The sequence below is a fragment of the Idiomarina rhizosphaerae genome (assembly GCF_024159085.1).
GTDB lineage: Bacteria > Pseudomonadota > Gammaproteobacteria > Enterobacterales > Alteromonadaceae > Idiomarina > Idiomarina rhizosphaerae.
On sequence record NZ_JAMZDE010000005.1, the window covers coordinates 159,571 to 184,114 of the forward strand.

The 24,544-nt window shown below is 46.7% G+C and carries 20 protein-coding genes; 8 read left to right on the forward strand and 12 right to left on the reverse strand.

What is annotated here, in order from left to right; genetic code table 11:
* Positions 1 to 2: 2 nt before the first annotated feature.
* Positions 3 to 2,432: a serine hydrolase domain-containing protein gene (locus tag NJR55_RS04830; RefSeq protein ID WP_253618343.1), complete on the forward strand. Its 2,430-nt coding sequence runs from the start codon at positions 3 to 5 to the stop codon at positions 2,430 to 2,432.
* 5 nt (positions 2,433 to 2,437) lie between these two features.
* Here the strand turns inward: NJR55_RS04830 and NJR55_RS04835 are convergent, their stop codons facing one another.
* From NJR55_RS04835 to NJR55_RS04845, 3 genes are all read right to left on the reverse strand, one after another.
* Positions 2,438 to 3,508 carry a hypothetical protein gene (locus tag NJR55_RS04835; protein WP_253618345.1) on the reverse strand — a complete coding sequence of 357 codons (1,071 nt, stop codon included), beginning with the start codon at positions 3,506 to 3,508 and terminating at the stop codon, positions 2,438 to 2,440.
* The gene (locus tag NJR55_RS04840) at positions 3,508 to 5,193 is read right to left on the reverse strand and encodes a molecular chaperone HscC (protein WP_253618347.1); all 1,686 of its coding nucleotides are present in this window, start codon (positions 5,191 to 5,193) and stop codon (positions 3,508 to 3,510) included. Before NJR55_RS04840 ends, NJR55_RS04835 begins: the two co-directional genes overlap by 1 nt.
* Positions 5,194 to 5,318: 125 nt before the next feature.
* Entirely contained in the window at positions 5,319 to 6,182 is an 864-nt protein-coding gene (locus tag NJR55_RS04845; RefSeq protein ID WP_253618349.1) for a YicC/YloC family endoribonuclease, read from the reverse strand.
* A 211-nt stretch (positions 6,183 to 6,393) separates the two neighbouring features.
* Between NJR55_RS04845 and NJR55_RS04850 the strand changes: the two genes are divergently transcribed.
* Both NJR55_RS04850 and NJR55_RS04855 read left to right on the forward strand, forming a co-directional pair.
* Positions 6,394 to 7,290: an alpha/beta fold hydrolase gene (locus tag NJR55_RS04850; protein ID WP_253618351.1), complete on the forward strand. Its 897-nt coding sequence runs from the start codon at positions 6,394 to 6,396 to the stop codon at positions 7,288 to 7,290.
* Positions 7,280 to 8,353 (forward strand): RNA polymerase sigma factor, encoded by a 1,074-nt coding sequence (locus tag NJR55_RS04855; protein WP_253618353.1) that lies wholly within the window; start codon positions 7,280 to 7,282, stop codon positions 8,351 to 8,353. The genes NJR55_RS04850 and NJR55_RS04855 overlap by 11 nt, the downstream gene beginning before the upstream one ends.
* 21 nt (positions 8,354 to 8,374) lie before the next feature.
* Here NJR55_RS04855 and smrA read toward each other — a convergent pair whose 3' ends face one another.
* A complete protein-coding gene (gene smrA, locus NJR55_RS04860) occupies positions 8,375 to 8,962 on the reverse strand; it encodes a DNA endonuclease SmrA (protein WP_253618355.1) in 588 nt (195 codons plus the stop codon).
* Between the two features lie 137 nt (positions 8,963 to 9,099).
* On the opposite strand from smrA, the gene rph reads away from it, so the two are divergent.
* Both rph and pyrE read left to right on the forward strand, forming a co-directional pair.
* Positions 9,100 to 9,813, forward strand: coding sequence for a ribonuclease PH (gene rph / locus NJR55_RS04865; RefSeq protein ID WP_224798449.1), 714 nt, complete (start codon positions 9,100 to 9,102; stop codon positions 9,811 to 9,813).
* Positions 9,814 to 9,849: 36 nt separating this feature from the next.
* Positions 9,850 to 10,494, forward strand: coding sequence for an orotate phosphoribosyltransferase (pyrE, locus tag NJR55_RS04870; RefSeq protein WP_253618357.1), 645 nt, complete (start codon positions 9,850 to 9,852; stop codon positions 10,492 to 10,494).
* A gap of 85 nt (positions 10,495 to 10,579) precedes the next feature.
* Here the strand turns inward: pyrE and NJR55_RS04875 are convergent, their stop codons facing one another.
* Positions 10,580 to 12,256, reverse strand: coding sequence for a cyanophycinase (locus tag NJR55_RS04875; protein WP_253618359.1), 1,677 nt, complete (start codon positions 12,254 to 12,256; stop codon positions 10,580 to 10,582).
* 350 nt (positions 12,257 to 12,606) lie between these two features.
* On the opposite strand from NJR55_RS04875, the gene NJR55_RS04880 reads away from it, so the two are divergent.
* Positions 12,607 to 13,893 (forward strand): ABC transporter substrate-binding protein, encoded by a 1,287-nt coding sequence (locus NJR55_RS04880; protein WP_253618361.1) that lies wholly within the window; start codon positions 12,607 to 12,609, stop codon positions 13,891 to 13,893.
* Here NJR55_RS04880 and trmL read toward each other — a convergent pair.
* Positions 13,877 to 14,341 carry a tRNA (uridine(34)/cytosine(34)/5-carboxymethylaminomethyluridine(34)-2'-O)-methyltransferase TrmL gene (trmL, locus tag NJR55_RS04885; RefSeq protein WP_253618363.1) on the reverse strand — a complete coding sequence of 155 codons (465 nt, stop codon included), beginning with the start codon at positions 14,339 to 14,341 and terminating at the stop codon, positions 13,877 to 13,879. The genes NJR55_RS04880 and trmL overlap by 17 nt on opposite strands.
* Positions 14,342 to 14,395: 54 nt before the next feature.
* Between trmL and fieF the strand changes: the two genes are divergently transcribed.
* Entirely contained in the window at positions 14,396 to 15,325 is a 930-nt protein-coding gene (fieF, locus tag NJR55_RS04890) for a cation efflux pump FieF (RefSeq protein ID WP_253618365.1), read from the forward strand.
* Here the strand turns inward: fieF and NJR55_RS04895 are convergent.
* The 6 genes from NJR55_RS04895 to glnA form a co-directional block, all read right to left on the reverse strand.
* Positions 15,315 to 16,319, reverse strand: a complete 1,005-nt coding sequence (locus NJR55_RS04895) for an alpha/beta hydrolase (protein WP_253618367.1) — start codon at positions 16,317 to 16,319, stop codon at positions 15,315 to 15,317. The two genes, fieF and NJR55_RS04895, sit on opposite strands and share 11 nt — an antisense overlap.
* Entirely contained in the window at positions 16,316 to 17,578 is a 1,263-nt protein-coding gene (locus tag NJR55_RS04900; protein ID WP_253618369.1) for a sensor histidine kinase, read from the reverse strand. The genes NJR55_RS04895 and NJR55_RS04900 overlap by 4 nt, the downstream gene beginning before the upstream one ends.
* Positions 17,579 to 17,673: 95 nt before the next feature.
* A complete protein-coding gene (locus NJR55_RS04905; RefSeq protein WP_011235659.1) occupies positions 17,674 to 18,354 on the reverse strand; it encodes a response regulator transcription factor in 681 nt (226 codons plus the stop codon).
* A gap of 75 nt (positions 18,355 to 18,429) precedes the next feature.
* Positions 18,430 to 19,836 carry a nitrogen regulation protein NR(I) gene (gene ntrC / locus NJR55_RS04910; RefSeq protein ID WP_253618371.1) on the reverse strand — a complete coding sequence of 469 codons (1,407 nt, stop codon included), beginning with the start codon at positions 19,834 to 19,836 and terminating at the stop codon, positions 18,430 to 18,432.
* Positions 19,826 to 20,899 carry a nitrogen regulation protein NR(II) gene (gene glnL, locus NJR55_RS04915; RefSeq protein WP_253618373.1) on the reverse strand — a complete coding sequence of 358 codons (1,074 nt, stop codon included), beginning with the start codon at positions 20,897 to 20,899 and terminating at the stop codon, positions 19,826 to 19,828. The genes ntrC and glnL overlap by 11 nt, the downstream gene beginning before the upstream one ends.
* A gap of 72 nt (positions 20,900 to 20,971) precedes the next feature.
* Positions 20,972 to 22,381, reverse strand: coding sequence for a glutamate--ammonia ligase (gene glnA / locus NJR55_RS04920; RefSeq protein WP_011235662.1), 1,410 nt, complete (start codon positions 22,379 to 22,381; stop codon positions 20,972 to 20,974).
* 310 nt (positions 22,382 to 22,691) lie between these two features.
* Here glnA and typA point away from each other — a divergent pair, with 310 nt between their 5' ends.
* Positions 22,692 to 24,533 (forward strand): translational GTPase TypA, encoded by a 1,842-nt coding sequence (gene typA, locus NJR55_RS04925; RefSeq protein ID WP_253618375.1) that lies wholly within the window; start codon positions 22,692 to 22,694, stop codon positions 24,531 to 24,533.
* Positions 24,534 to 24,544: the final 11 nt, after the last annotated feature.

Genomic DNA, 24,544 nt, shown 5'->3' on the forward strand with positions numbered 1-24,544 from the left:
TCATGAAAAAATTTACCCTTATTACCCTGCTTTTTCTTGGGAGTATTGCCAATACGGCGTCTGCGCAAACCGTCCAGTCTATTGAAAGCGAATTATTACCCAACCAGTTTTTGGAAGGGCAGTTGAAAACAAAGTCAATTGCAGAAGTGATGCTGCGAGATAATATACCCGGTGTCAGTATGACGTTTATTGATAACGGCAACATAGCCTGGCAACGAACCTATGGCTACGCAGACTTAAATAAGTTCTCACCCATCACAACACAGACTGTATTTGCCGGAGCCTCACTCAGTAAGCCGCTGACCACAGTTACGGCAATGCAACTGGTCGAAGCGGGTAAAGTCAGTCTTGATGACGATATCAATCGTTATTTAACCTCGTGGCAGCTCCCGGCTAATGAGTTCACCGACAGCCAGAAAGTCACACTTCGGCATCTTATCGGCCACCGCGCCGGTGTCAGTAATCATGTTCCGACACCTTACGCGGTAGATGAAAAAACGCCTACGGTGACTCAGATGCTCGCCGGAGAATCGCCATTTACCGGCCCTGAGATTACGCTTTTCACAGCGCCTGGCGAGAATTATCAGTATTCCAACCCGGGTTATACGATAATCCAACAGCTTATCGAAGATGTGACAGAAACAAGCTTCGAAGCGGCGGTTCATAATGCGATATTCGATCCACTGGACATGGAAAGTAGTTCTTTCAAGCAGCCTATTCCTGAAAAGCTTATGGCTCATCGTGCAACCGGCTACAACAAAAACGTGACTCCATACCCTTACCAGCTCTTTCCTTTCAAAGGAGCTGGCGGTGTATGGACGACACCTACTGACTTAGCCACGTTTACTATGACGCTTATTGATGATTACCACTCCAATGAGAGTCGGTTGATCTCACAGGAAATGGCGGCCGAAATGTTCGCCCGTAATCCAATTCGGCTTGGATTTAAGAAGCACTATATAGACGGTTCAGACGATATTATCTTTGACCACTGGGGCAGTATTCCAGGCTTCACCAGCTACATGGTTGGCTCAGTACAGAACCGGCAAGCGCTGGTTATTATGACCAATAGTGATAACGGATTTAACTTGATGGCCGCTATCGCCAGAACTGTCGCACAGCAGTATGACTGGGAACCCATTCAACCCAAAGTTTACCAACGATACGACATTGATTCTAAGCAGCTGCCCAGTTTAGCCGGGACATTTGGTAAACCATCGGGCAACGAAGTACAGCACGTTTTTGCAGTGAAGGGTAAACAATTGCATTTAATCTCGAATGTTGATGGTGGCACCGCTCCGCTCGTTGCCGTCGATAACTATAAATTTATCGACCCGGCATCAAATACGACGTTTGAGTTTTTACCCAGCAAAACAGGCGAGGTCAATTGGATTCGGGTTACTCTCGAAAGTGGCTACAATTATGACCAACCGAGACAACAAACACTGACAGACTTTATTGAAAAGAGCATGAATGAAGCCAACGTCGAAGGGCTTGCCGTTTCGGTCATTCAGAACGGTGAGATAGCCTTTAACCAGGGGGTTGGTGTGGCTAACTCGGATACAGGCACTGAAATTACATCGCAAACGCTATTTGAAGCAGCTTCTTTATCCAAGCCGCTTTTTGCTTACTTTACGTTGCTTCAGGCTGAGAAGGGAGTGATTGAACTAGACCAACCGCTTTATACCTATTTACCATACCCTGATCTTCCTGATAATGAATGGCATAAGTTAATCACCGCCCGGATGGTGTTAACTCACACCTCGGGGCTACCTAACTGGCGCTCTGATACCGGAGGCCAGCTATCACTTTTATTCAAGCCAGGAACAAGCTTTCAATACTCGAGCGAAGGTTATGAATACTTAAGGCAGGTTCTGCAGAAACAACTGAAGGTTGATGATAGTGGATTGCAGGCCTTAATAGACGAACAAATAGCGAATGAAATTGACGCAGACTTTATGAAGTATGTCTGGGATGAACGCATACCCGAACAAAAGGCGTTTGGACACCGCAATGGAAAACCCACCGATAACGACAAGCATGACCACAATTTTGGTGCCTCATACAGCCTAATAACCACGGCTGGCGACTACGCCAAATTTATCACAGATATTTTAGTGCCTGCCACGGCTGAAAAGCAGAAGGTTGCTGAAGAATTACTCAAGCTTCAGACAGATGTTCCTCAGGAAAAAGGAAAGCTTCATCGAGCTTTAGGCTTCGCTGCCAAACAAGTTGATGGGCGACTAAAATATTATCACTCAGGAAATAACGGTGATTTTCTTGCTTATGTGGAGTTCGACCCAGCTAGTCGCGACGGTGTCGTTATTTTTAGCAATTCTGACAAGCTCTTTTCGTCGCATCTGGCCAGAGACATTGTTGAGTATCTGCAAAATAGTAGTAAGGATTATCCAGACGAACCTAAACCAAAGTAAAAGTACTACCTCGCATAACGAAAATACTTCAAGCCTCGGCTCAAACAAAGCCCCATTCTTACGCCCAAAAAAGTTCCTATAGGGAAGAAAAAAAGCAATAAACATGACGTTGGCCACATAGTGTAGAGAATATACCTATTTTTAATAGTGACTCCTACCAACTGTATAATAAATAAAATAAAAAATGTGCTACTGAAGGCAATTTCACTAGGTACTTGTTTCTCCATTAAGGTGTTAATTGAAAATAGAAGAACAAGAATTCCTATACCATGAGTAAAATAAGTAATGTTTTTTAGTTCTCCTAAAGCATCTCTAGCTTCGGAAAACGCTCTCGCTTCGTCAACTCTCTGACTAGCCTTCTCTTTAACCTCACCACCTTTAACTGATTTTATTGCGCTGATTTCATCAATGTTTTGATCATATTCATCTAACATATTCAGTATTTTTACGGTATCGTCGTCTCCGAAGTAATAACGTAAATTTTGAACTTTTCCTCTCCAATAAAAAATTGTATCGAGATATCTGACCGTTTCTTCTCTCACCGTTGCATCCGGTAAACTGTATCTCTTTTTATGGCGAGTTAAATTTTGAAAATCATTATTTATCGCCAAAATATTCTCAATCACAAAAAGACCTAGCTCTTCGTTAAATTGAGGGTCTAATATGCAATCCGACTTGAAAAGGAACTTCCATTGTGAAATATCGTTTCGAGTTTTTGTATTTTTCAATACTTCCGTAATTATCCGAGTATAATTCTGATATTCCTGATTTAACTTTTCAGTATAAGCTACAGATCCTATTGTTTTTTCTACTTCTTGATTTTCCGTAACCTTGAGAGGCTCATCTACCAGTTTCGAATTGTCGATATAAACTTGTTCTGAATCCCGACTACTTTTACTATTTAGCTCATTCTGTTCATGAGCTATACGTAGAGCTTCTTTGTATGCTCTATGTAATACTTGAAACCCTTCAGGATCTATATCAGGTCGACAATTCTTTAATTGTTTTGCATAAGCATTTTTTATTTCATTTACGCTTAACGTTTGTTGTATAGCTAAAGCTTCCCACACAGACATTAAAAATGTCCTTCTTTATCAAGCTCTTCTAAATAGTCGGAAAATTCCTTTTGCGCTCTTTCAATCTGCACTTTGTTTTGCTTTTCCAGAACTCGCTCGAAATTAGAGATTGCCATTGCAATTTGATTTCGGACTTCGCCCAAACTTGATGTATACAACCTGTCTCCTTTAGCTATCAGTTGCGCGTTCTTCTGATCGTCTCTCGGGTGAAATTTTAATTTTTCTAACTTTTTGAGGGAACTTTGTTTTTCAGCATCACTGAGCATACCCGGAGCATTCTCAATAACCTTATTAAAGATTTTTCCTGTAGATTCCACTGTGACATCAACAACTAATAAACCATTCATATCATAACTGTAACGAACTCTGACCGATTCAATTCCCGCTTTAGATTTTGGTACGGGCACATTAACAAACCCGAGAAAAACATTTTTTTCGACTAATCTATTTTCGCCTTGGTAGACTTTTATCATCAAGAATTTTTGATCGTTTTGAGTTGTATATACTCTTCTCTCAATACTGACGGGAACGATGGAGTTTCGCTCAATTATAGGTAAAAATTGTCCCGGCTTACCATTTTCATCCACTACTTCTATACCCAGTGTGTAAGGACATACATCTGTAAGGACAATATCATCCAAAGCCCGGTTTTTTTCGAGCAACCCAGCCTGAATTCCCGCGCCAATACCTACTACAGTATCAGGATCGATATCACAAAAAGGAAGTCTTCCAAAGATTTTTGCTACCATAGAGCGAAATTGTCGAAGCCTCGTTGCTCCCCCAGCCAAAATAATTTCATCAATTTGTTGAGCGTGCATACCTGCATCGTTTAAGGCCATCTGAATAGGGGTTCTGACTCTTAATAAAAGAGGGGTGATGGTTGTTGAGAACCACTGTTGGCTAACCTTAAAATCGACGAACTCATCACCTACTTGAATCTGTAGTGTTTCTCGATCCACTTGGTCAATTCGGTTTTTCAAGGATTCCATTTGCAAGTAAAGGAGATGGTTTTCTTTTGAAGTTAGTTCTTCTTTTCTTAAATTTAGTTTAACCAAGGCATCGTCAATCATTGCCTGAACAAAGTCTTCTCCTCCTAGGAAGTTATCTCCAGAACTGGCATGGACCTCCATAACACCTGAAAAATATTCAAGTATTGAAACATCAAAAGTCCCTCCCCCCATATCAAGAATTAAAAACGTACCCTCTTGGCGTCGATTCAGTCCATAAGCCATAGCTGCTGCAGTAGGTTCGTTAATTAGGCGTCGAACTCTCACTCCAGCAAGTTCTCCAGCGAGTTTTGTGGCGGCTCGTTGATTTTCGTTGAAATAGGCAGGAACACTGATTACTGCTTCTGTCACTTTTTCATCAAGATGAGTTTCAGCATCTTCGATCAAACTTCTAATAATAATCGACGAGAGTTCTGGAGCAGAATATGAGTTAGACGCGATCTTAACTTTATGATCGCTTCCCATAAGACGCTTAAATACAGCAACCGTTTTATCCGGATGGGTCAGCAGCCGTTCCTTTGCTGTTTGACCAACTATAATCGTCTTATGATCATCTATTCCGACTACAGACGGTGTGAGAAATGAATTTAGGGCATTGGGAATTTTTAACAGTTCATTACCTTTCCATGCACAACAGGTACTATTTGTCGTACCAAGATCAATACCGATAATCGCCATAGGGATCATTAATCCTTTAATTCTAATTATTCGCTTTTTAACTATTACTAAGCCAGCATAAACTACTACTGACGCCCTAAACTCCAGTAGACTATTCTTTAATTAAAGCACTTTATAGTCTAACATTACTCAATATTCTGGATTTGCTCTCTCATCTGCTCAATCAAAACCTTCAATTCCACTGCAGCGGCGGTAATTTCAGAGTTGATAGACTTAGAAGCCAGGGTGTTTGCTTCGCGGTTGAACTCTTGCATCATAAAGTCCAGGCGGCGTCCGCAGGGGCCACCTTTTTTAAGTATTTTGCGGGCTTCTTCCACGTGAGCGTCTAAGCGGTCGAGCTCTTCGGCTACGTCGGTTTTCTGCGCCAGCATGACCATTTCCTGTTCAACGCGTTGCGGGTCCAGCTCCACTTTCGCTTCTTCAAAGCGGGTTAGTAAGCGCTCACGTTGCCATGTCATAACTTCCGGCATGCGCTCACGCACAAAAGCCACCTGCGAGGTCACACCGTCTAAGCGCTCCTGCAGCATTTTATCAATAGCTGCACCTTCGCTTTTGCGGTTTTCAATAAAGTCATTGGTGGTCTTTTCCAGTGCAGCCAGAACGTCTTTTTGCAGCTCGTCCATATCCTGATCCTGAGCGGCAACAACGCCGGGCCATTTTAGAACATCAATAGGGTTTAACTGACCCGCGGCGGAATGCTGGCTCACCCACTTGGCGCTGGCAATCACGCTTTTTGCCAGGTCTTCGTTAATCGACAAGGCACTTTGTTGGGCTTCATCTACCTGCAGGCTCAGCTTGCACTCAACTTTGCCGCGCTGCAGCTTTTTACGAAACTGTTCACGCAATGAGTTTTCCAGCGAACGGAAAGTTTCCGGCAAGCGGAAGTAGGTTTCCAGATACCGTTGGTTAACGGAACGTATTTCCCAAACTGCGGTGCCCCAGTCAGCTTTTTGCTCGTAACGAGCATAGCCAGTCATACTTTGAATCATGTCGGTTCCTTTGCTGCTAAGCAGCCGTTGCGGATGACGTTGTGATAACAATGTGCGCTGATATTACCTGTGATCCCGACCAAGGTGAAGTCAAAGCCTCGATAAATAAAGATGTCACACTTTTAACGGCCAACCTGACTTTATTACTGAGTACGCAACATTAACCCACACAGTAAACCGCCGTAGCCGGCCACAACAAAGGAAATAAATAATGAAATTCACAATAACCGTTATTTTGTCATTCATAGTCAATGCCAGTATGAACCCTGCGTTTGCCAATGAAAACTCAGACATTCTTTCAAGTCAGGTGTCAGGTAGCGGGCAGGATGTGTTGCTCATACCCGGTCTTACCAGCGACACTCGAGTTTGGCAGGATACTGCACATAAACTGAGTGAAAATTATCAGGTTCATCAGCTCAGTATTGCCGGCTTTGGTGATCAGCCACATTACCCGCCACTACGGCAGCAATTTACCCAGCCCGTCATGGCTGCCATATCCAACTATCTAACTGACCATACTTCCGGGAATGCGATAATTGTAGGTCATAGTCTGGGCGGCTTCCTCGGTTACCAGTTAGCCTTAGCCGATAAGCCTGCCATAAGCTGTGTGGTTGCCGTTGATGGCATCCCGTTTTTCTCTGCATTAGTGACGATGAATCCAGCTTTAACTGCAGACCAAGCCAAACCTCAGGCACAGCAATTACTGTCGGTTTATCAGAAAATGTCTGCAGCAACCATGGCGGATCAAACAGCGCAGGGAGTCTCCCGGCACACTGCTTCAACTCAAGGGCAAAAACTTATTGTAGATATGGCTAAATCGTCCGATCCGAAAACGGCAGGGCGTGCTATCTATGAGTTGATGACAACAGATTTAAGACCTCAACTAACACAACTGGAGATTCCGGTGTTACAGATGGCAGCAACGGGTGCATTTCCGAAAGAGCAACGCGCTACCGCTATGACGCATTACCAAAAACAAGTCAGTGGTAGCAACCTGATAACCTTGGTAGAGTTTGAGCAGGCGCGGCATTTTATTATGTGGGACCAGCCGCAATCCTTTATTCAGCAAACCACCGACTTTATCGAGGAGCGTTGTCATGCACAGTAACATCGCTGCGTTAACTCAACACGTCAAACACGCGCAAGCCGGTGATAAATCAGCTTTTGCTGAAATTATTCAGTGCACACAAAACCTGGTTGCCAGTGTCGCGTTGGCCATTGTTCAGGACGTTAAAGCCAGTGAAGATGTGGCCCAAGAAGCCTATATACTGGCCTGGCAGAAAATGAACCAGTTGAAACAGGCACAAAGCTTTTTACCCTGGCTTCGACAGACCACTCGCCATTGTGCTTATCAATGGCTTGAGAAGGAAAAACACAATCACCGTCAACGCCAAAAACCTCTCGACAAAGAGCTGGAACAACTCATAGCAACTGAACAGCCAGATGAGGACTTTACACAGCAGCAGCGGAACCAAATTATTGCACAAGCACTCACTCGCCTGCCCGATGACAGCCGCGATATTGTGCTGCTGTACTACCGAGAGCAACAGTCCAGTGAGCACGTTGCTGAACTGTTGGGTGTTGACGCTGCAACGGTGCGTAAACGTTTGTCCCGCGCCCGCAAAATGCTTGCGGCGGACTTACTGAGTCGAGTCGGAAAAGCCGCCTTACTCAGTGCTCCGTCTCTCAGCGTCACCACGATACTCAGCTCGACACTAACATTTGGCAGTCCACCGGCAGCAGCGGCTGGCTTATCCGCTTCCGGTGCACTCGGTAGCGGAATCAAGTGGATCACCTTTTTGGGTATTGCAGCCATTGGTATTTTTGCAGCCTTAGCCGGCTTGTTTATCGGCTCCCGTCAGGCACAGAAGTACGCCGAAACACAGCAAGCCAAGAAGCATCTGGTCCGTTTAAGAAATCGGGCAGCAATATTTTTGGTGGTTATAGGCGGTTTGTTTTTTGCTAGTTATGAGTTGGACCCCGGCTGGGTTCTGCCACTTACCACCTACAGTCTGTTGGTAGCCGGCATCATGTACTATCAGGTTCAGGTGCAACGCCACGTTAATACGCCAAAGTCCAAACGTTGGGGGTGTTATTTAGGCGTTATTCTGGGGTTTGGCGGCGGCGGCATATCCTTCATTGCCGGCTTGATCATGAGTGGCCGACTGTAGTCGGCCTCAGATTATTCTGGCTTACCGCTTAGCGTGCTTTTCACGGTTCTTTTGTTTCTGTTCGGCGTTCTTTTTCATCATTATGTAGGCTGCGCCGCGGCCACCATGGGGTCGCTGTGCGCTATGAAACGCCAGTACCGGCGCCAGCTCGCGCAGCCATTTATTCACGTAACTTTTAATCAGTGCCGGGTGCGGTTTACTGTGCTTACCCTGACCGTGAATAATCAACGCCGTACGCACACCCGCTTTATGGCAATCTTGCACAAAATTGAACAGTGCTGTGCGCGCTTCTACCAGCGTATGGTGGTGCAGGTTCAGACTGGCTTCCATGGTATAACGACCTTGTTTCAAACGTTTATAAACACCGGCCTGAACACCGTCGCGATGAAATTCAATAATGTCGTCCGGCTCGACCAAATCCACATACTCGGTCGATAAAAAGTTTTCGTTTTCAGCCTCTTCCGCCTCCGCAGCGCGGCGACGCTCTTTTTGTGCCAGCGTGGGTTCAAAAGCCTGCTTAATATCGGCAACTTCTTCACCGGCCAAGGGTGTTACGTCAGTCATTTCCTGACGAAACAGCTCAAATTCTTCATCATCTGAACGCGACATACTGCCTCCCGCTCATATTTTTCTACTGGGTCTAGTGTAATACGTTGCTGCGCGAATCGCGATCCATTACTCGTGCAATTCTGCTACAATTGCGCCCAATTTCATACATTGCGACATTCACTCAGTAAGGAGATGACATGCGTCCAAGTGGCCGTACGGCACAACAAATTCGACCGGTAACCATTACCCGTAACTTTACCCGACACGCAGAGGGCTCGGTTTTAATTGAGTTTGGCGAAACCAAAGTGCTTTGTAATGCCTCGGTAGAAAGAGGTGTTCCTCGCTTTTTAAAAGGTAAAGGTCAGGGCTGGGTTACCGCTGAATACAGCATGTTACCCCGCGCAACGCATACCCGTTCTGCCCGCGAAGCATCCCGTGGTAAGCAAGGCGGTCGTACCTTAGAAATTCAACGCCTGATTGGCCGCTCACTGCGTACCTGCATCGACATGAGCGCCTTAGGTGAACACACCATTACTATCGACTGTGACGTGATTCAGGCCGACGGTGGCACACGTACCGCATCTATCACCGGTGCTTGCGTCGCCTTAGTTGACGCACTGAACTGGATGCGCGGTCAGGGCATGGTCAAAGTGAACCCGTTAAAAGAAATGGTCGCAGCAATTTCAGTCGGTATTTTGGACGGAGAGCCGGTCAGCGATCTGGAATACATTGAAGACTCAAAAGCCGATACCGACATGAACATTGTCATGACAGAAGCCGGCAAGTTTATCGAAATTCAGGGCACCGCCGAGGGCGAAGCCTTCAGTTTTGACGAAATGAATAGCTTAGTCGAAATGGCGCGTCACAGTATTCGCGAGTTAATTGATATTCAAAAACAAGCGTTAGCGTAAGCTTCAGTATAAAAGTAAGCGAGGAATAAGCAGGCAATGAAAGCGTATCAAAAAGAGTTTATTGAGTTTGCCATAGAGCGTGGCGTATTAAAGTTTGGTGAATTTACCTTAAAGTCCGGCCGCACCAGTCCGTACTTTTTTAATGCAGGGCTTTTTAATAAAGGTTCTGACTTAGCCCGTTTAGGTCGCTTTTACGCCGCCGCGCTGGTCGACTCCGGTATCCATTTTGATGTGCTTTTTGGCCCTGCCTACAAAGGCATTCCTATTGCCACTGCCACAGCGGTCGCCTTATACGACCACCATCAGCAAGACACCCCATATTGCTTTAACCGCAAGGAAAAGAAAGATCACGGCGAAGGCGGTAACCTGGTGGGGTCTGCGCTCGAAGGTAAAGTGATGCTGGTTGATGACGTGATCACCGCCGGCACAGCTATTCGTGAAGCCATGGAAATTGTCGAAGCAAACGGCGCCGAATTATCGGGCGTTCTTATTGCTTTAGACCGTCAGGAAAAAGGCAAGGGGGAGTTATCCGCCATTCAGGAAGTTGAGCGCGACTTTAATGCTCAGGTGGTCAGCATTGTGAGCTTAAATGATGTCATCACCTTTTTGAAAGATGACGACACCTTTAACGAGTATTTGCCCAAAGTTGAGGCGTATCGCGCCGAGTTCGGCGTCGCCTGATACGTATTTCGTAGCCTGGCGTTTACGTCAGGTCCAGTACCTCACCTGACATGAATGTCAGGCTACGCACTCGATTCTCCAGTTGTTACAGCTGCTCCTGTGGCTGCCAGGCAATACCAATGCTGCCGTTTACAATCTGGCATTCGCCACCTGAAGACTGTACGCGACTGGATTCCCCGCGCTGTGCAATTAGGCGGAAGTCCTTATTCAACAAGCTGACCTGCTTACGCTCGCCACACAAAATGCGCATGGAATCGATTAAGCCACGATCGCTGAGAAAGTTGGTTGTTGGCTCTTCCTGGATCACGTCATCACCTTCCGCAAATTCGGCAGTTTGTAATCCATACGGAGAGATAACCCCCGATGCTCCGGCGACCAGATAATGAAACGTAGCAGCTACTGCATTATCGGTTCCCTGTGCATCTTCCACCATAAATGCACCACGCTCACCAATAATGTTGAAAGCACCGCTCTCTAAATTCACTTCCATTGCAGTGTTTTCGTCAATACCAATAGACAACGGTGTTGAGCTGGAAGCCGCCAAACGCATTAAGCGCCCCTGACGTCCACGCTCAGAAAACTCAGTATCTAGTGTGGCATAGTGAAACAAACTTAACCCACCCAGCGGATGGTAAGTCAGGCTATCAGGCTCGACATTCGGCGGACAAGTAGTGTCTAAATCGCAACCAAATAGAGGAGGATCGGAAGCAATAGCTCCCTCTTTTATGGCCTCGGCGGTTGTGCCATTAGAAATCATCGGCTTAGACGTCATAACCGCAGTGCCGGCACCCGTTCCGCCAATAACCAATTCCTTCTGTTGCACAGCTGCGATAATTGTCTTCAGCACATCGCCGGGTTCATTGTTCACCTTAATAAAGGTTGAACGAGTCAGGTTCTGATCACCATCATTAAAAAACAGTCCATCGGCGTCCGCTAGCATCTCTGCAGCCGCATCAGAATCTTTGCAAAAAGCGACTTGCTCCTGATACCGGTCCTGATGCACTCGGTCACGTTCATAAGCACCTAATTGCTTTTGCTGAATTTTTGCTAGTTCATCGCAGCGACCTTCCCGCTGAGCTTTTACTAAAGCAGAATCCAGTGGCAGCCAATGCACTTCCGCTCCCAGCTGTTCAAATACACTATTGTAAAAATCTACCTTATCGTACGGATTACGTGATGCAGAGGTCAGGAAATACACCTTTGGCTTCCGTTCATCTCCGGCAACTGACTGCGCCATTTCAACAAAGCGCTGAAAAATAGCTTTTGACTCGCCTTTGAGGTTTTCATCCAGATTAACCACTTCACGTGCGGAATCCGGAACCGGCAACTCAATTAAATCAATAATCCGGTTCCATTCCGCATCTGACAACGAGTTATAAAGCTGTTGTGTCGCCCGCCGGGTAAATTCACGCAGAAAAACGCGCTCAGGAACAATGTCCTCTTTTAAACGTTCATGAATTAATTCCAGCGCATCAGCGACTTTTTTGCGAGTCTCTTCGCGATAAGTTGGCCAAACCGATTCTGCCGTTGCTTTCGAGCGAAACTTTTTCGACAGGTTTAAATATCTGTCTGTGCGCATCGTTTCCTTATCTATCCAGTCAACGTCGTCACAGTTATCCGACGCGAAACTCGAACAGGCCTTCAGACCACCACCAGCCAACAGTAAATGCCGATACGTATCATTATCGGCAGCATTTGACGGCGCAGTAAAAACTGATGACAATGCCGCCAAAGAGAGCAAGGAAAACAACGACCTAACCATAAATAAACCCCTAGTTACCGACGGCTTTCACCGCTAAAATATTTCAACTGATAAAATCAACAGACTGCAACGCTAGAGCGTTAACGACCTAACTGTCAAATTAGGACAATAGATTAACGCATTTATTATCAACAGACCTAAAATTCTCACGCAGTTAACTTATGTAATACGCCTTAGTAGACCCACTGTTAACAAGCGTAACCATATGAAAATAAATAACTTTCAGGGCTCGTGACGAGCCTCTGAAGACTGCTATACTAACCACTCTTTTATGAAATAAGATCACACGTGTTGTTATGAAGTCACCGTTACGTTTTTGCGTTCTGTTACTGCTCACGGGCCTGCTCCCGATGACCAGTTTTGCCTTCTCAGAGCAGAAACTGACCTTCCGTGCTCCCGAGGAAGGCCCCTTTACGCAATATGTAACAGCGGTGCTTGAAGAGGCATACGAAAAACTCGGTATTGAACTCGAGTACATCGAACTTCCCCGCTTACGAGGTGAACAGTTGGCTGCTGAAGGTACCATCGCCGGGGAGCTAGGAAGAACAGCGCTACTTGAAGACAAACGTCGACACCTGCGCCGGGTGCCTTTTCCACTATTCACTTTCGACATTATCGCGGTAGCCGATCGTCGTAACTGTGGTTACTGCCCATTGTCAGAAATGAAAAGTCTGGCCTATGTTAACGGTATGGACTCAATTACCAAATTGGTCGAAAACCTGCCTTACGAACCGTCTATTGTCACCCCTATTGATATTGAGCAAGTGGTAAAATTACTCGATTCGGGGCGCATTCAAATGGCATTTATGGGGGATTTTCAATTTGAAAATTCAGATCTGAAAGATAACCCTCATTTAATTACTCATAAGTTATCGACAGAGGTTGGCTTTCATTATCTGAATGAAGAGCATGCGAGACTGATACCTCAACTGACTTATCACCTGCAAACTATGCGCGACAACGGCCGGATGAAGGCACTGCGCGAGCAGTATGGTGTCACCCTGGAAACACCAATACAGCCCATAAAGCGTCCTGAGCAACTGACGGTTGTAGGAGCCATACACCAGGGCTTACTGAATGCCGACGGCACAGGTAAATTATGGAATTTAGCTAAATCCGTATTTCCGACTTTTACATCCCGGCTCAATACGGTTGTCAGCAGCTGGCAGCGAAGTATTCAATTACTACAAGAAGGCCGTGCAGATGCGTTAATCGGTGTTCGTCCTGATCAGAAAATAAAAAATATCATTCTGTCTAAATATCATATTGCCTACGACGACAGCATTTTTCTCTTTACTCTTGAAAAGCCGAATGATGGTCCTATTTGTGTATCCGGGCCCCGCTTCATGCAAACCTTAGTGAATACCGAGCAACCCTTTTACCGGGCATCGAATTCTCTGGACTGCTTTGCACTACTGGATATGGAAAGAGTTAGTGCGGTAATAGACTATAAAGATAATCTGCCTGACTGGACTGAAAAGCCCTACAAGAAGCAGAAGCTGTCGGACCCACAACCTTTATTCGTGGCCTTTTCCGACAACAACAGAGGCCGTGCACTTCGTCAGCTATTTGATAACACGCTGTTCGAACAGACAATTGAGAAAACAGCTAAGCAGCAAATTAACGAGCGCCTGTAAAATCATGCTGCCGCCAGGCTTCATAAGCAAAAATAGCCACTGAATTAGATAAATTAAGGCTTCGGCTGGTATCCGCCATTGGCAGTCTCAACCAATTCTCTTGTGGAAAGGTTTCCAGAACTTCCATTGGCAGTCCGCGGGTTTCAGGGCCAAACAACAAAACATCTCCGGCCTGATAAGCCACCGCAGAGTAATTTGTCTTACCTTTAGTTGTGCACGCAAAAATGCGGTTAAACGAGGTATTATTCAAAAAGCTCTGCCAGTCTTTGTGAATATTCACAGAAGCTAAATCGTGATAATCAAGACCCGCCCGGCGTACTTTTTTTTCATCCAGCTCAAACCCTAAGGGTTCAATTAAATGCAAGGACATGCCCGTGTTCGCCGCCAGACGGATAACGTTACCGGTATTAGGGGGAATTTCAGGCTCAAACAGTACAAGGTGCAACATGGTCGTTTTCATCACTTAGGTAAAAGCGGTAGAATAGCAGAATATCTTTTATAAATGTGTACCGGTACTGTGGCAATTCAGAAAAACTACCAACAGAATTATGCGTTTTGGGTGCGACTGGCAAGTACAGCTTCGGTTATAGTCGCCATCACCCTAATTACCATTAAGCTTTTTGCCTGGTTCCAGACCGAATCCGCCAGTATGCTGGCATCTCTCACCGATTCAATTTTAGACAGCGGCGCTTCCATATTTAGCTTTTTTGCGATTCGCTACGCTTTGCAACCTGCAGATGAAGAGCATAGATTCGGTCACGGTAAAGCTGAGTCCCTGGCGGCATTAGCGCAAAGCGCTTTTATTTCTGGTTCCAGCATGCTGCTTATTTTTCACAGCGTTCAACAATTTATGCAGGGCGGCAGTGTGCCTAAAGTGGGCTACGGCATCGCGGTTTCTGCCATTGCTATTGTCATTACCTTTGTTTTAATTGTTATTCAACGTATGGCTATTCGTCATACTAACTCTCAGGCCGTGCAGGCCGATAATCTTCACTATCAGTCGGACATACTGCTGAATTTAGCCGTTATTGTGGCATTAATTTTAAGTAGCTATGGGTGGCTCTGGGCTGACAGTATTTTTGCCATGGGCATTGCGGTTTATCTCATTATTGGCGCAGTTCGTATTGGCTGGGACGCATTTCAGGCACTGATGGATCGCGAACTGTCAGAAGAGCTACAAGAGCAGATTGGTAATATCACAATGGAGGTGGACGGCGTAAGGGGCTTTCACGGTCTACGCACACGCGAAGCCGGCCCGGTACGTTTTATTCAGTTGCACATTGAGCTGGCCAACGAGTTGTCTCTATTACGGGCACACGCCATTGCCGATGATGTTGAAGCCCAACTGATGAAAGCTTTTCCGGGAGCCGACATTATTGTCCACATGGATCCTGAAATTGTCGCCGTGGTAGAAGGCTCACTCAAGCGTTAACAAGTTTCCGGGTTTCTTCAATAAGAGCGTCAAGCACAGGTTGACGAAACTCGTCAGTTTCCATCATCAGCTCGTGCGACGCACCTTTAATGATCTCAAACCGAAAGTGGTCTCCGGTAACCGCTGCCGCCACTTTCTTTTGCCCGGAAGCGGAAACCACTTTGTCATTCCCGGCCTGAAACAGAATGACCGGAATGGTGATGTCATTTACCAGCTTCTGCGCGCTGATAGCGGCACTGATAGCTTCATACAGCCAGTTAAATGTCGGCCCTCCCAGCTGAACATCCGAAACATTATCGTAAACATCACGAAATGCCTTATACCGCTGTCGACTATGTGTCAGAACGTTATCTTCAAAAGGCACCGACTTGTAATTTCCCATACCGAGAAAGTACCAGGGTTTTGCCAGCCAGCGGTTTAGCCAGGCTCCCGCAAAAACTATCCAACGCGCCAGCCAATAGGGAACTATTCCTGTTTCTATGGAAAACATAGGAGCGGAGAGTATGAGTTTTTTATAAGGGTGGGGGTAAGTAGCACAGTAAATGGTCGCTATCGTTCCGCCCATCGAATGGGAAAACAAGATTTTAGGTACATCGCCAAATCGTGCCATTAACTGGTCGGTAAAATCCGAGAAGTCACGTACAAAGTCGTTAAAGTTCTCGACATGTCCCTGATGAGGGTTCGCCGTCAGACGCCCCGACAATCCCTGACCCCGATGATCCAGTGCGGCAACGGAAAAGCCCTGCTGCGCCAGTTCCCAAAACAGTTCCTGATACTTCAGGGCTGATTCAATTCGCCCTGGAGCAATAACCACTAAGGGTGCGGAATCACTATGCCGGTAATAGGCAAAGTGTAGTTTGATACCATCAAATGCAGTGAAATACTCAGAGGTAACTTGCTGCTCCCAAAAGACTTCGACTTGAGAATTAAAAAATTCCAGCCATTCGGGCGTGTCGTCTGCAGGGCGTTGTTGTGTAGTAGGTGGTTGCTTCATTCTTTCTGTTCGGGCTGACTTTTGGGTAAGTCTAACACGACTTCAAGTCCCCCTTCAGAGTGATTATGAGCTTTTAGTTCACCACCCAGAACAGCCGCCGCGCGATGACTCAGGGCTAAACCAAGACCAACGCCAGCTTTATGGTGTCGCGCCGGATCGCCGCGATAAAAGGGCACAAAAAGTTTACTTATGGTGCTTTCATCAACCCCCGGACCGTGGTCCCGAATGCGTATATGACACCCTTTGCCGTAGTCGTCACAAGAAAGCTCTACGTTATCTTCGGTGTAGTGCAGCGCGTTACGAACAATATTCTCGAGAACCAGCCGCAGCAATTCAGGGTCGGTATCAATAACCGGCCAGTTGCTACCATGCCGCAGCAAGCGCTCGCGTACTTCTGGATGCTGATAACACATATCGTTAATCAGCTGCTGTACCAGTTCGCCGCTATCCAGGCTTTCATGGTTCAAATCAACCAGCCCGTTCTCCAGTCTCGATAACGACAGAATACGTTCAATAATCACACTGAGACGCTCAGTATCGCGGCGCAGCTGTTGCCAATTGGGGTCGTCCTCATTGCAATCGGCTAAATCCAAAGCCACCTGCATACGTGCCATAGGCGAGCGCAGCTCATGCGATACATCGCTGAGTAGTCGCCGTTGCGCGTCACGCGAAGTTGCTAAGTCGAGCGCACCTTGCGATAAAGCTCGTGCCAGTTCGCCAATTTCATCACCACGTTTAGGTAAACGTTTAAGTTCAGGCGTCGCACTACCGTCAGCCACTTCACGCATTGCCAGAATCATTCGTCGTATGGGACGAATAAGCCAAATACCAAGTAATACCGCTAGCAAACCGCTACCGACCAGTAAGGTCAGTATGCGTGCGCGGGTGGATTCTGCTTCCAGGCGTTCACGGTCAACCTGCTCTTCAATGCCTAAGGGCTTAGTCACCAGAATTTTATTGCCATTGAGCTCAAACGGCCCCATTAACAAACGTTCATCCAGAGGAATTTGCTGAGGTGAATCCTGACCCAGCATACGCAATAGCGTGGAGCCGTGACTCACGCGCAGCATCTCATCCATTAAGAGCTTCTCGCTGCCCTGTACCGATAACTGCGCGGCAACGCGGTAGTCGCCAGCAATAAGCCGGCCGGGTTGTAGAGAGTGAAAGGTTAACGCATCGCTCAATAAAGGCTGTAACGTCTGATAAATCTCCGGCTCCAGTGGTTTAAGTTCAGCTTTGGGTTTGTTCCAAACCGCCAACAAATAACCACTGGCCGCTGTGACCGAAAGCAGCGCCCAAAAAATGAAAAGTAATCTCAGAGCAAGCGATCGGTACCACCGCGTACGCCGGTTCTTCATAAGCTTGCAATCAGTCGGTAGCCGCGACCTCGTATAGTTTGAATACGATCAGGTTTTGCCGGGAATTTCTTCCTGATGTTGCTAATATGCACGTCAAGACTGCGGTCGAAAGGTTCCATTTTTCGTCCCAGTGCAGCCACTGAAAGCTGATCTTTACTGACCATTTGACCGGCTTGCTGCATCAGGCAACGCAAAATATCAAACTCGGTTGGTGTCAGTATCAGTTCGGCGTCATCGCATTTCACTTCGGTGGTAGCCGGGTCCAGCACTATGCCGCAAACATTCAGGCTCTCATTCTGCATAGTCGTGTTTGGCGTGCGACGCAGCAGAGCTCTGACACGGGCGATCAGTTCACGTGGATTAAAAGGTTTTGGCAGATAATCATCTGCGCCAAGCTCCAGCCCCATAACTCTGTCGTCATCGTCGCCACGAGCCGTCAGCATCAGTACGGCGGTATCACGATGTTGTTGGCGTAACCGCTGCAAAAGCTGCATACCATCAATGCCGGGTAACATAACGTCCAGCAAAATAAGTTCGTAGTCACCGTTAAGTGCTTTATCAAGACCAGTGACACCATCTTCAGCGACACTTAAATCCACAGATTCACGTTTAAACAATTCTGTCAGCATGACAGACATTTCAGTATCATCGTCAATGAGTAGTACGGAATGTCTCATAACTTGTTGTTCTCTCCAGAAATAAATCCATGATCCAAAATGCCGGGGATGGATACGACCCTCTTTACATAACTTTTACTTTAGCAGAGTTTTTAGCTTTCGGGTTAAGGTATTCCTTCCCCAGCCCAGCCATGCGGCTGCTTTTTGTTTATGTCCGGAAAAACGTTTTAACGCAGTCTGTAACGCAACCTGCTCCAGCTGCTGCTGATAACTTTGCAGAACATCCTGCGAGTTTAACGGCTGCTGTTCCAGCTCAGTTTGCAAAAAGTGTAACCAGGTAAGTTCACCGCCAGGCTCTGTCGAACCTGGCTCTGAAGTCACTAGAATGTCTTCAGGCAAGTCCCGGGGACTTATTTGCTGCCCGGGCGCCATAACGGTTAGCCAGCGACAGGTATTTTCCAGTTGTCGGACGTTCCCTGGCCAATTGTAACTCTTTAATGTGCTAAGCGTTTCATTTAACAACGATTTTGGTGTGACATTCAACTCTTCAGCCGATTTTTTAAGGAAGTGTCTGGCCAGAGTATCAATATCCTCTGATCGTTCTCGCAGAGGCGGCAGCCGCAAACGAATAACGTTAAGACGATGATAAAGGTCATCCCTGAATGTGCCCTGGTTAACCAAGTGTTCCAGCTCCCGGTGAGTGGCAGCAATAACACGCACATCCACTTTTACCGGCTGCAGCGCTCCCACCGGATAAAATTGCCCTTCGGCCAGAACCCGCAGCAGCCGGGTCTGAACCGGTAACGGCATATCACCAATTTCATCCAGAAACAAAGTACCACCGTCGGCTTGCTGAAAACGTCCTACGCGTTTTCGGTCGGCTCCGGTAAAGGCTCCACGCTCGTGCCCGAACAGTTCCGACTCAATTAAATCGGCCGGTATCGCAGCCATGTTAAGTGCAATAAAGGGTTTATCCGCCCGCGGGCTGTGTTTATGCAGAGCACGCGCAACAACTTCTTTGCCGGTACCAGTTTCTCCGGTAAGCAGCACACTAACACTTGAGCCCGACAAGCGTCCGATAGCACGAAACACGTCCTGCATAGGCGTGGCTTCGCCAATAAGTTCGGGAACTGAATTTGCATCCGCTTCCGCGGGCGCATTTTCGCTTTGTCTGGCATGCTGCAAAGCACGGTCAACGGCGGTAATAGCTTCATCAATATCAAAAGGCTTTGCCAGATACTCAAATGCGCCGCCCTGAAACGCTTTTACCGTTGTCTCAAGATCGGAATGCGCGGTCATAACAACAACAGGCAGATGCGCCTGAGTCTGATGCAGACGCTCCAGTACAGCCAGGCCGTCTTCTCCCGGCATACGGATATCGGTGAGCACAACGGTTGGTTTATCACTCTTTAAAGCCGTGAAAAAATCTTCGCCATTGGCAAAACTGCGCACGTGATAGCGGCTATCGGCAAAGGCTTTTTCCAGTACCCAGCGAATAGAATCGTCGTCATCAATTATCCATAACTGAGCATTAGTGGTCATCCGTCACCTCATTACCATTTTCTGCAGAAAGATAAGGCAAATACACTGAAAACCGGGTTTTTCCGGGACTGGAATCAAAATCAATTTTCCCTTTATGCTGATGCACTAGGTTTTGTGCCAGCGACAAGCCGAGCCCGGTTCCTTCCGCACGACCACTTATCAACGGATAAAACAGGGTATCGCGCAACTCTGTCGGAATACCGGGTCCATTATCGGTCAAAGTAACCACTGCACATTGCCGATAGCGCTGTCCAAACAGAGTCAATTGATGCTCTACCCGGGTTTTAATTGTAATGGTGCCTTCGCCGGACATCGCTTGTGCTGCATTTTGGGCAATATTCAAAAATACCTGCTCACAAGCTTCCGCAACCACCTGAATATCCGGTAGCGACGGGTCGTAATCCCGGATCAAATGCAGCGAGTCGCCATATTCGTACACCAGAGTTCTGGCAACTCTTTCCAACACCTCATGAATATTGGTTTCCTTCGGCTCGCCCCTTTTTACCGGCCCAAGTAACCTGTCGACCAAATACCTTAACCGGTCCGACTGGCTAATAATCAAATCCGTATACTCTGTCAGGCTCTCGTCCGGAAGTTGCCGGGCCAATAATTGCGCCGCGCCGCGTAAACCTCCCAGAGGGTTCTTTATTTCATGCGCCATACCGCGCAATAAGTGCTGGGTAGCGAATAGCTGATTACGCTGTTGGTCTTCCTGATTTATCCGCCGCAACTGGTCTACTTGTTTTAATTCCAGTAGCAAAGCACGCCCAAAAGGTTGCTCTACCGTCTGAATGCTGGTTTCCACCTGAATATTGTGCCCCGAATGCAGCGCAAACTGAGCTTCCGCATTCAGCACCGTCTGCTCACTATTCAGACACTCCATCAGCGTTTCTGAGGCCAGCGAACATTGGTAAAAAGCCGCAGTAAAGGGTTCGCCCAACAAGCGTTTTGCACTGTGATCGAGCAAGGATTCAGCAGACGAATTGACGTAACGGATGGTCAGGCGATCATCGAGGATGAGTATGCCTGTGAGTAGTTGGTTAAGTAGCGCGCTATCGTTCACGAAGGCAGGATAAATTACGCACCAAGTTGGTGCAACCGGGTAAGGCAAGACACCTTACCCGGCCAGTAACCATTAAACGCTGTAGTACATATCGAATTCTACCGGGTGGGTAGTCTTCTTCAATGTTTCTACTTCGTTGTACTTAAGATCGATGTAAGCATCAATCATGTCGTCATCCATAACTCCGCCCTGCTTCAGGAAGTCGCGGTCTTTATCCAGCGCGTCCAGAGCCATTTCTAATGAATGACAAACGGTCGGAATGTCTTTCGCTTCTTCAGGAGGCAGATTGTATAAATCTTTGTCCATGGCATCGCCAGGGTGGATCTTGTTACGGATGCCGTCAAGACCAGCCATTAACAGCGCAGTAAAGGCCAGGTACGGGTTCGCACTTGGGTCAGGGAAGCGAACTTCAATACGGCGGCCTTTCGCACTGGAAACCAATGGAATACGGATAGAAGCCGAACGGTTACGGGCAGAATAAGCCAGCATGACCGGTGCTTCAAAACCAGGAACCAGACGCTTGTACGAGTTAGTTGAGGCGTTCGCAAAGGCGTTTATGGCACGTGCGTGCTTAATAATACCGCCAATGTAAAACAGTGCCGTTTCACTTAGGCCTGCGTACTGGTCGCCGGCAAATAAGTTTTCGCCGCCTTTGTTCAGTGACATATGCACGTGCATACCAGAACCGTTATCTCCAACCAATGGCTTCGGCATAAAGGTTGCTGTCATGCCATAAGAGTGTGCAACGTTGTGTACCACATACTTATAAACCTGCAGTTCATCGGCTTTCTTAGTCAGGGTGTTAAAACGAGTTGCAACTTCGTTCTGACCAGCTGTTGCTACTTCGTGGTGATGGGCTTCAACAACCATACCCATGTCTTCCATTACTAAGCTCATGGTGCCACGAATGTCGTGCGCTGAGTCTACCGGAGGTACCGGGAAGTAACCGCCTTTTACACCAGGACGGTGAGCCAGGTTACCTTCTGAATATTCACGGCCTGAGTTCCACTTCGCTTCTTCAGCGTCAATTTTGTAGAACGAACCACTCATATCAGTATGGAAACGCACGTCGTTGAACAGGAAAAACTCAGGCTCAGGACCGAAGTAAGCGTCGTCTGCAATGCCTGATGAACGCAGGAAGTCTTCCGCACGCTTTGCAATTGAACGCGGGTCACGGCTGTAACCTTGCATAGTTTCCGGCTCAAGAATGTCGCAACGTACATTCAATGTGACTTCATCAGTAAAGGGGTCAATCACCGCAGACTCGTTGTCTGGCATCAGTACCATGTCTGATTCGTTAATACCTTTCCAACCGGAAATAGATGAACCATCAAACATTTTACCTTCTTCAAAGAAGTCTTCGTCGATTTGCGACACCGGAATAGTGACGTGTTGCTCTTTACCTTTAGTATCGGTAAAGCGTAAATCGACGAATTTTACGTCGTGTTCTTTGATGGTATCGAAAATCTTATTAGCTGACATGTTGTCCTCCGTAGACAGCGTCTAAAAATACAGCTTGAGTATAGCAAAGCCTGTGCCAACTGACTTTTTTGTTTATATTCATAAAGTTAGTTCATTTAGCACTATAATGCGTAAATTAATGCGCACCAGTATAGCGCATAACGCACAAAATTGGTGCAAAAGTAAAACTTTAGAATAACGTCATAAAAATATAACGAACAAAAAACAATCAGGTCTTTCTTAATCCAACTCAAAAAGGTAGAATACGCCGCTATTTTTCACAAAACCCCTTGGACGGGTTTCATTCCCGGACAACTACAGGCAGTTCTTAATGACAATTCAGGTATTTGATATAGAAAAATTACGCAACATCGCGATTATCGCGCACGTTGACCATGGTAAAACCACCCTAGTCGACAAGTTGTTGCAACAGTCTGGCACTTTAGAAAGCCGTGGCGAAATAGAAGACCGTATTATGGATTCCAACGATCTTGAAAAAGAACGTGGTATTACTATCCTCGCCAAAAACACCGCGGTTAACTGGCAAGATTACCGCATCAACATTCTGGATACTCCGGGACACGCCGATTTCGGTGGCGAAGTTGAACGCGTACTTTCTATGGCAGACTCCGTATTGTTGGTGGTTGATGCCGTTGACGGTCCTATGCCTCAAACTCGATTTGTCACGCAGAAAGCCTTCTCTCATGGTTTGAACCCTATTCTTGTTATTAACAAAGTTGACCGTCCTGGTGCACGCCCTGACTGGGTAATGGATCAGGTATTCGACTTATTCGATAACCTGGGCGCTACTGACGAACAACTAGACTTTCCGGTAGTTTACGCATCAGCGCTTAACGGCTGGGCATCATTAGACATAGAAGATCAAGGCGGCGACATGACGCCATTGTTCGAAACTATCGTTAGTAAGGTAAGCCATCCCGATGCTGACCCTGAAAGCGACCTGCAAATGCAGGTGTCACAGCTTGATTACTCGAGCTACTTAGGCGTTATTGGTATTGGTCGTGTTACCCGCGGTAGCGTTAAAGTTAACCAGCAAGTGACTATTGTTGGTGCCGACGGCAAAGAACGTAACGGCAAAATTGGTAAAGTCTTTAGCTACTTAGGTCTTGATCGCATTGAAGCGGACAAAGCTGCAGCAGGCGACATCTGCGCCATTACCGGTCTCGGCGAGTTAAAAATCTCCGACACCGTGTGTGCAGTTGGTAAAGCTGAAGCTATGAAGCCACTGACAGTTGACGAGCCAACAGTAACTATGACCTTCCAGGTCAACACCTCACCTTTCGCAGGTAAAGAAGGTAAATTTGTTACTTCTCGTCAAATTCTTGAACGTTTGCAACAAGAATTAGTTCATAACGTAGCTTTACGCGTTGAAGAAACTGACAACCCGGATCGTTTCCGCGTATCAGGCCGTGGTGAGCTTCACTTAGGTGTTCTTATTGAAAACATGCGTCGTGAAGGTTTTGAATTAGCCGTTTCTCGTCCAGAAGTTATCATCAAGTACGAAGATGGTAAGAAAATGGAACCTTATGAAACCATGACTGTTGATATTGAAGAACAGCATCAGGGCGCCGTTATGGAAAAATTAGGCTTGCGTAAAGCTGAAATGACCAACATGACACCAGACGGTAAAGGTCGCGTCCGCGTTGACTTTGAAGTACCAAGCCGTGGTTTGATTGGCTTCCAGACAGAATTCATGACACTGACGTCAGGTACTGGCCTTATGTACCATACGTTTGATCACTACGGTCCGCACAAAGGCGGAACCATTGGTCAGCGTAGTAACGGTGTACTAATTTCAAATGCTCAGGGTAAAGCTCTGACTTACTCACTGTTTAACCTGCAGGAACGCGGTAAGTTATTTGCTTCGCACGGTGATGAAGTTTATGAAGGCCAGATCATCGGTATTCATAATCGTTCAAACGATCTGACAGTAAACTGTCTGAAAGGTAAGCAGCTGACCAACGTTCGTGCATCAGGTACTGATGAAGCGCAGACGCTGAGTACACCAATTCGTTTAACGCTGGAACAGGCGCTTGAGTTTATCAACGATGATGAGCTGGTCGAAGTAACGCCAGAGTCTATTCGTATTCGTAAACGCGCACTGACAGAAAACGATCGTAAACGTTTAGGCCGTGAGCCGAAGAACGGTTAATAGATGACTTA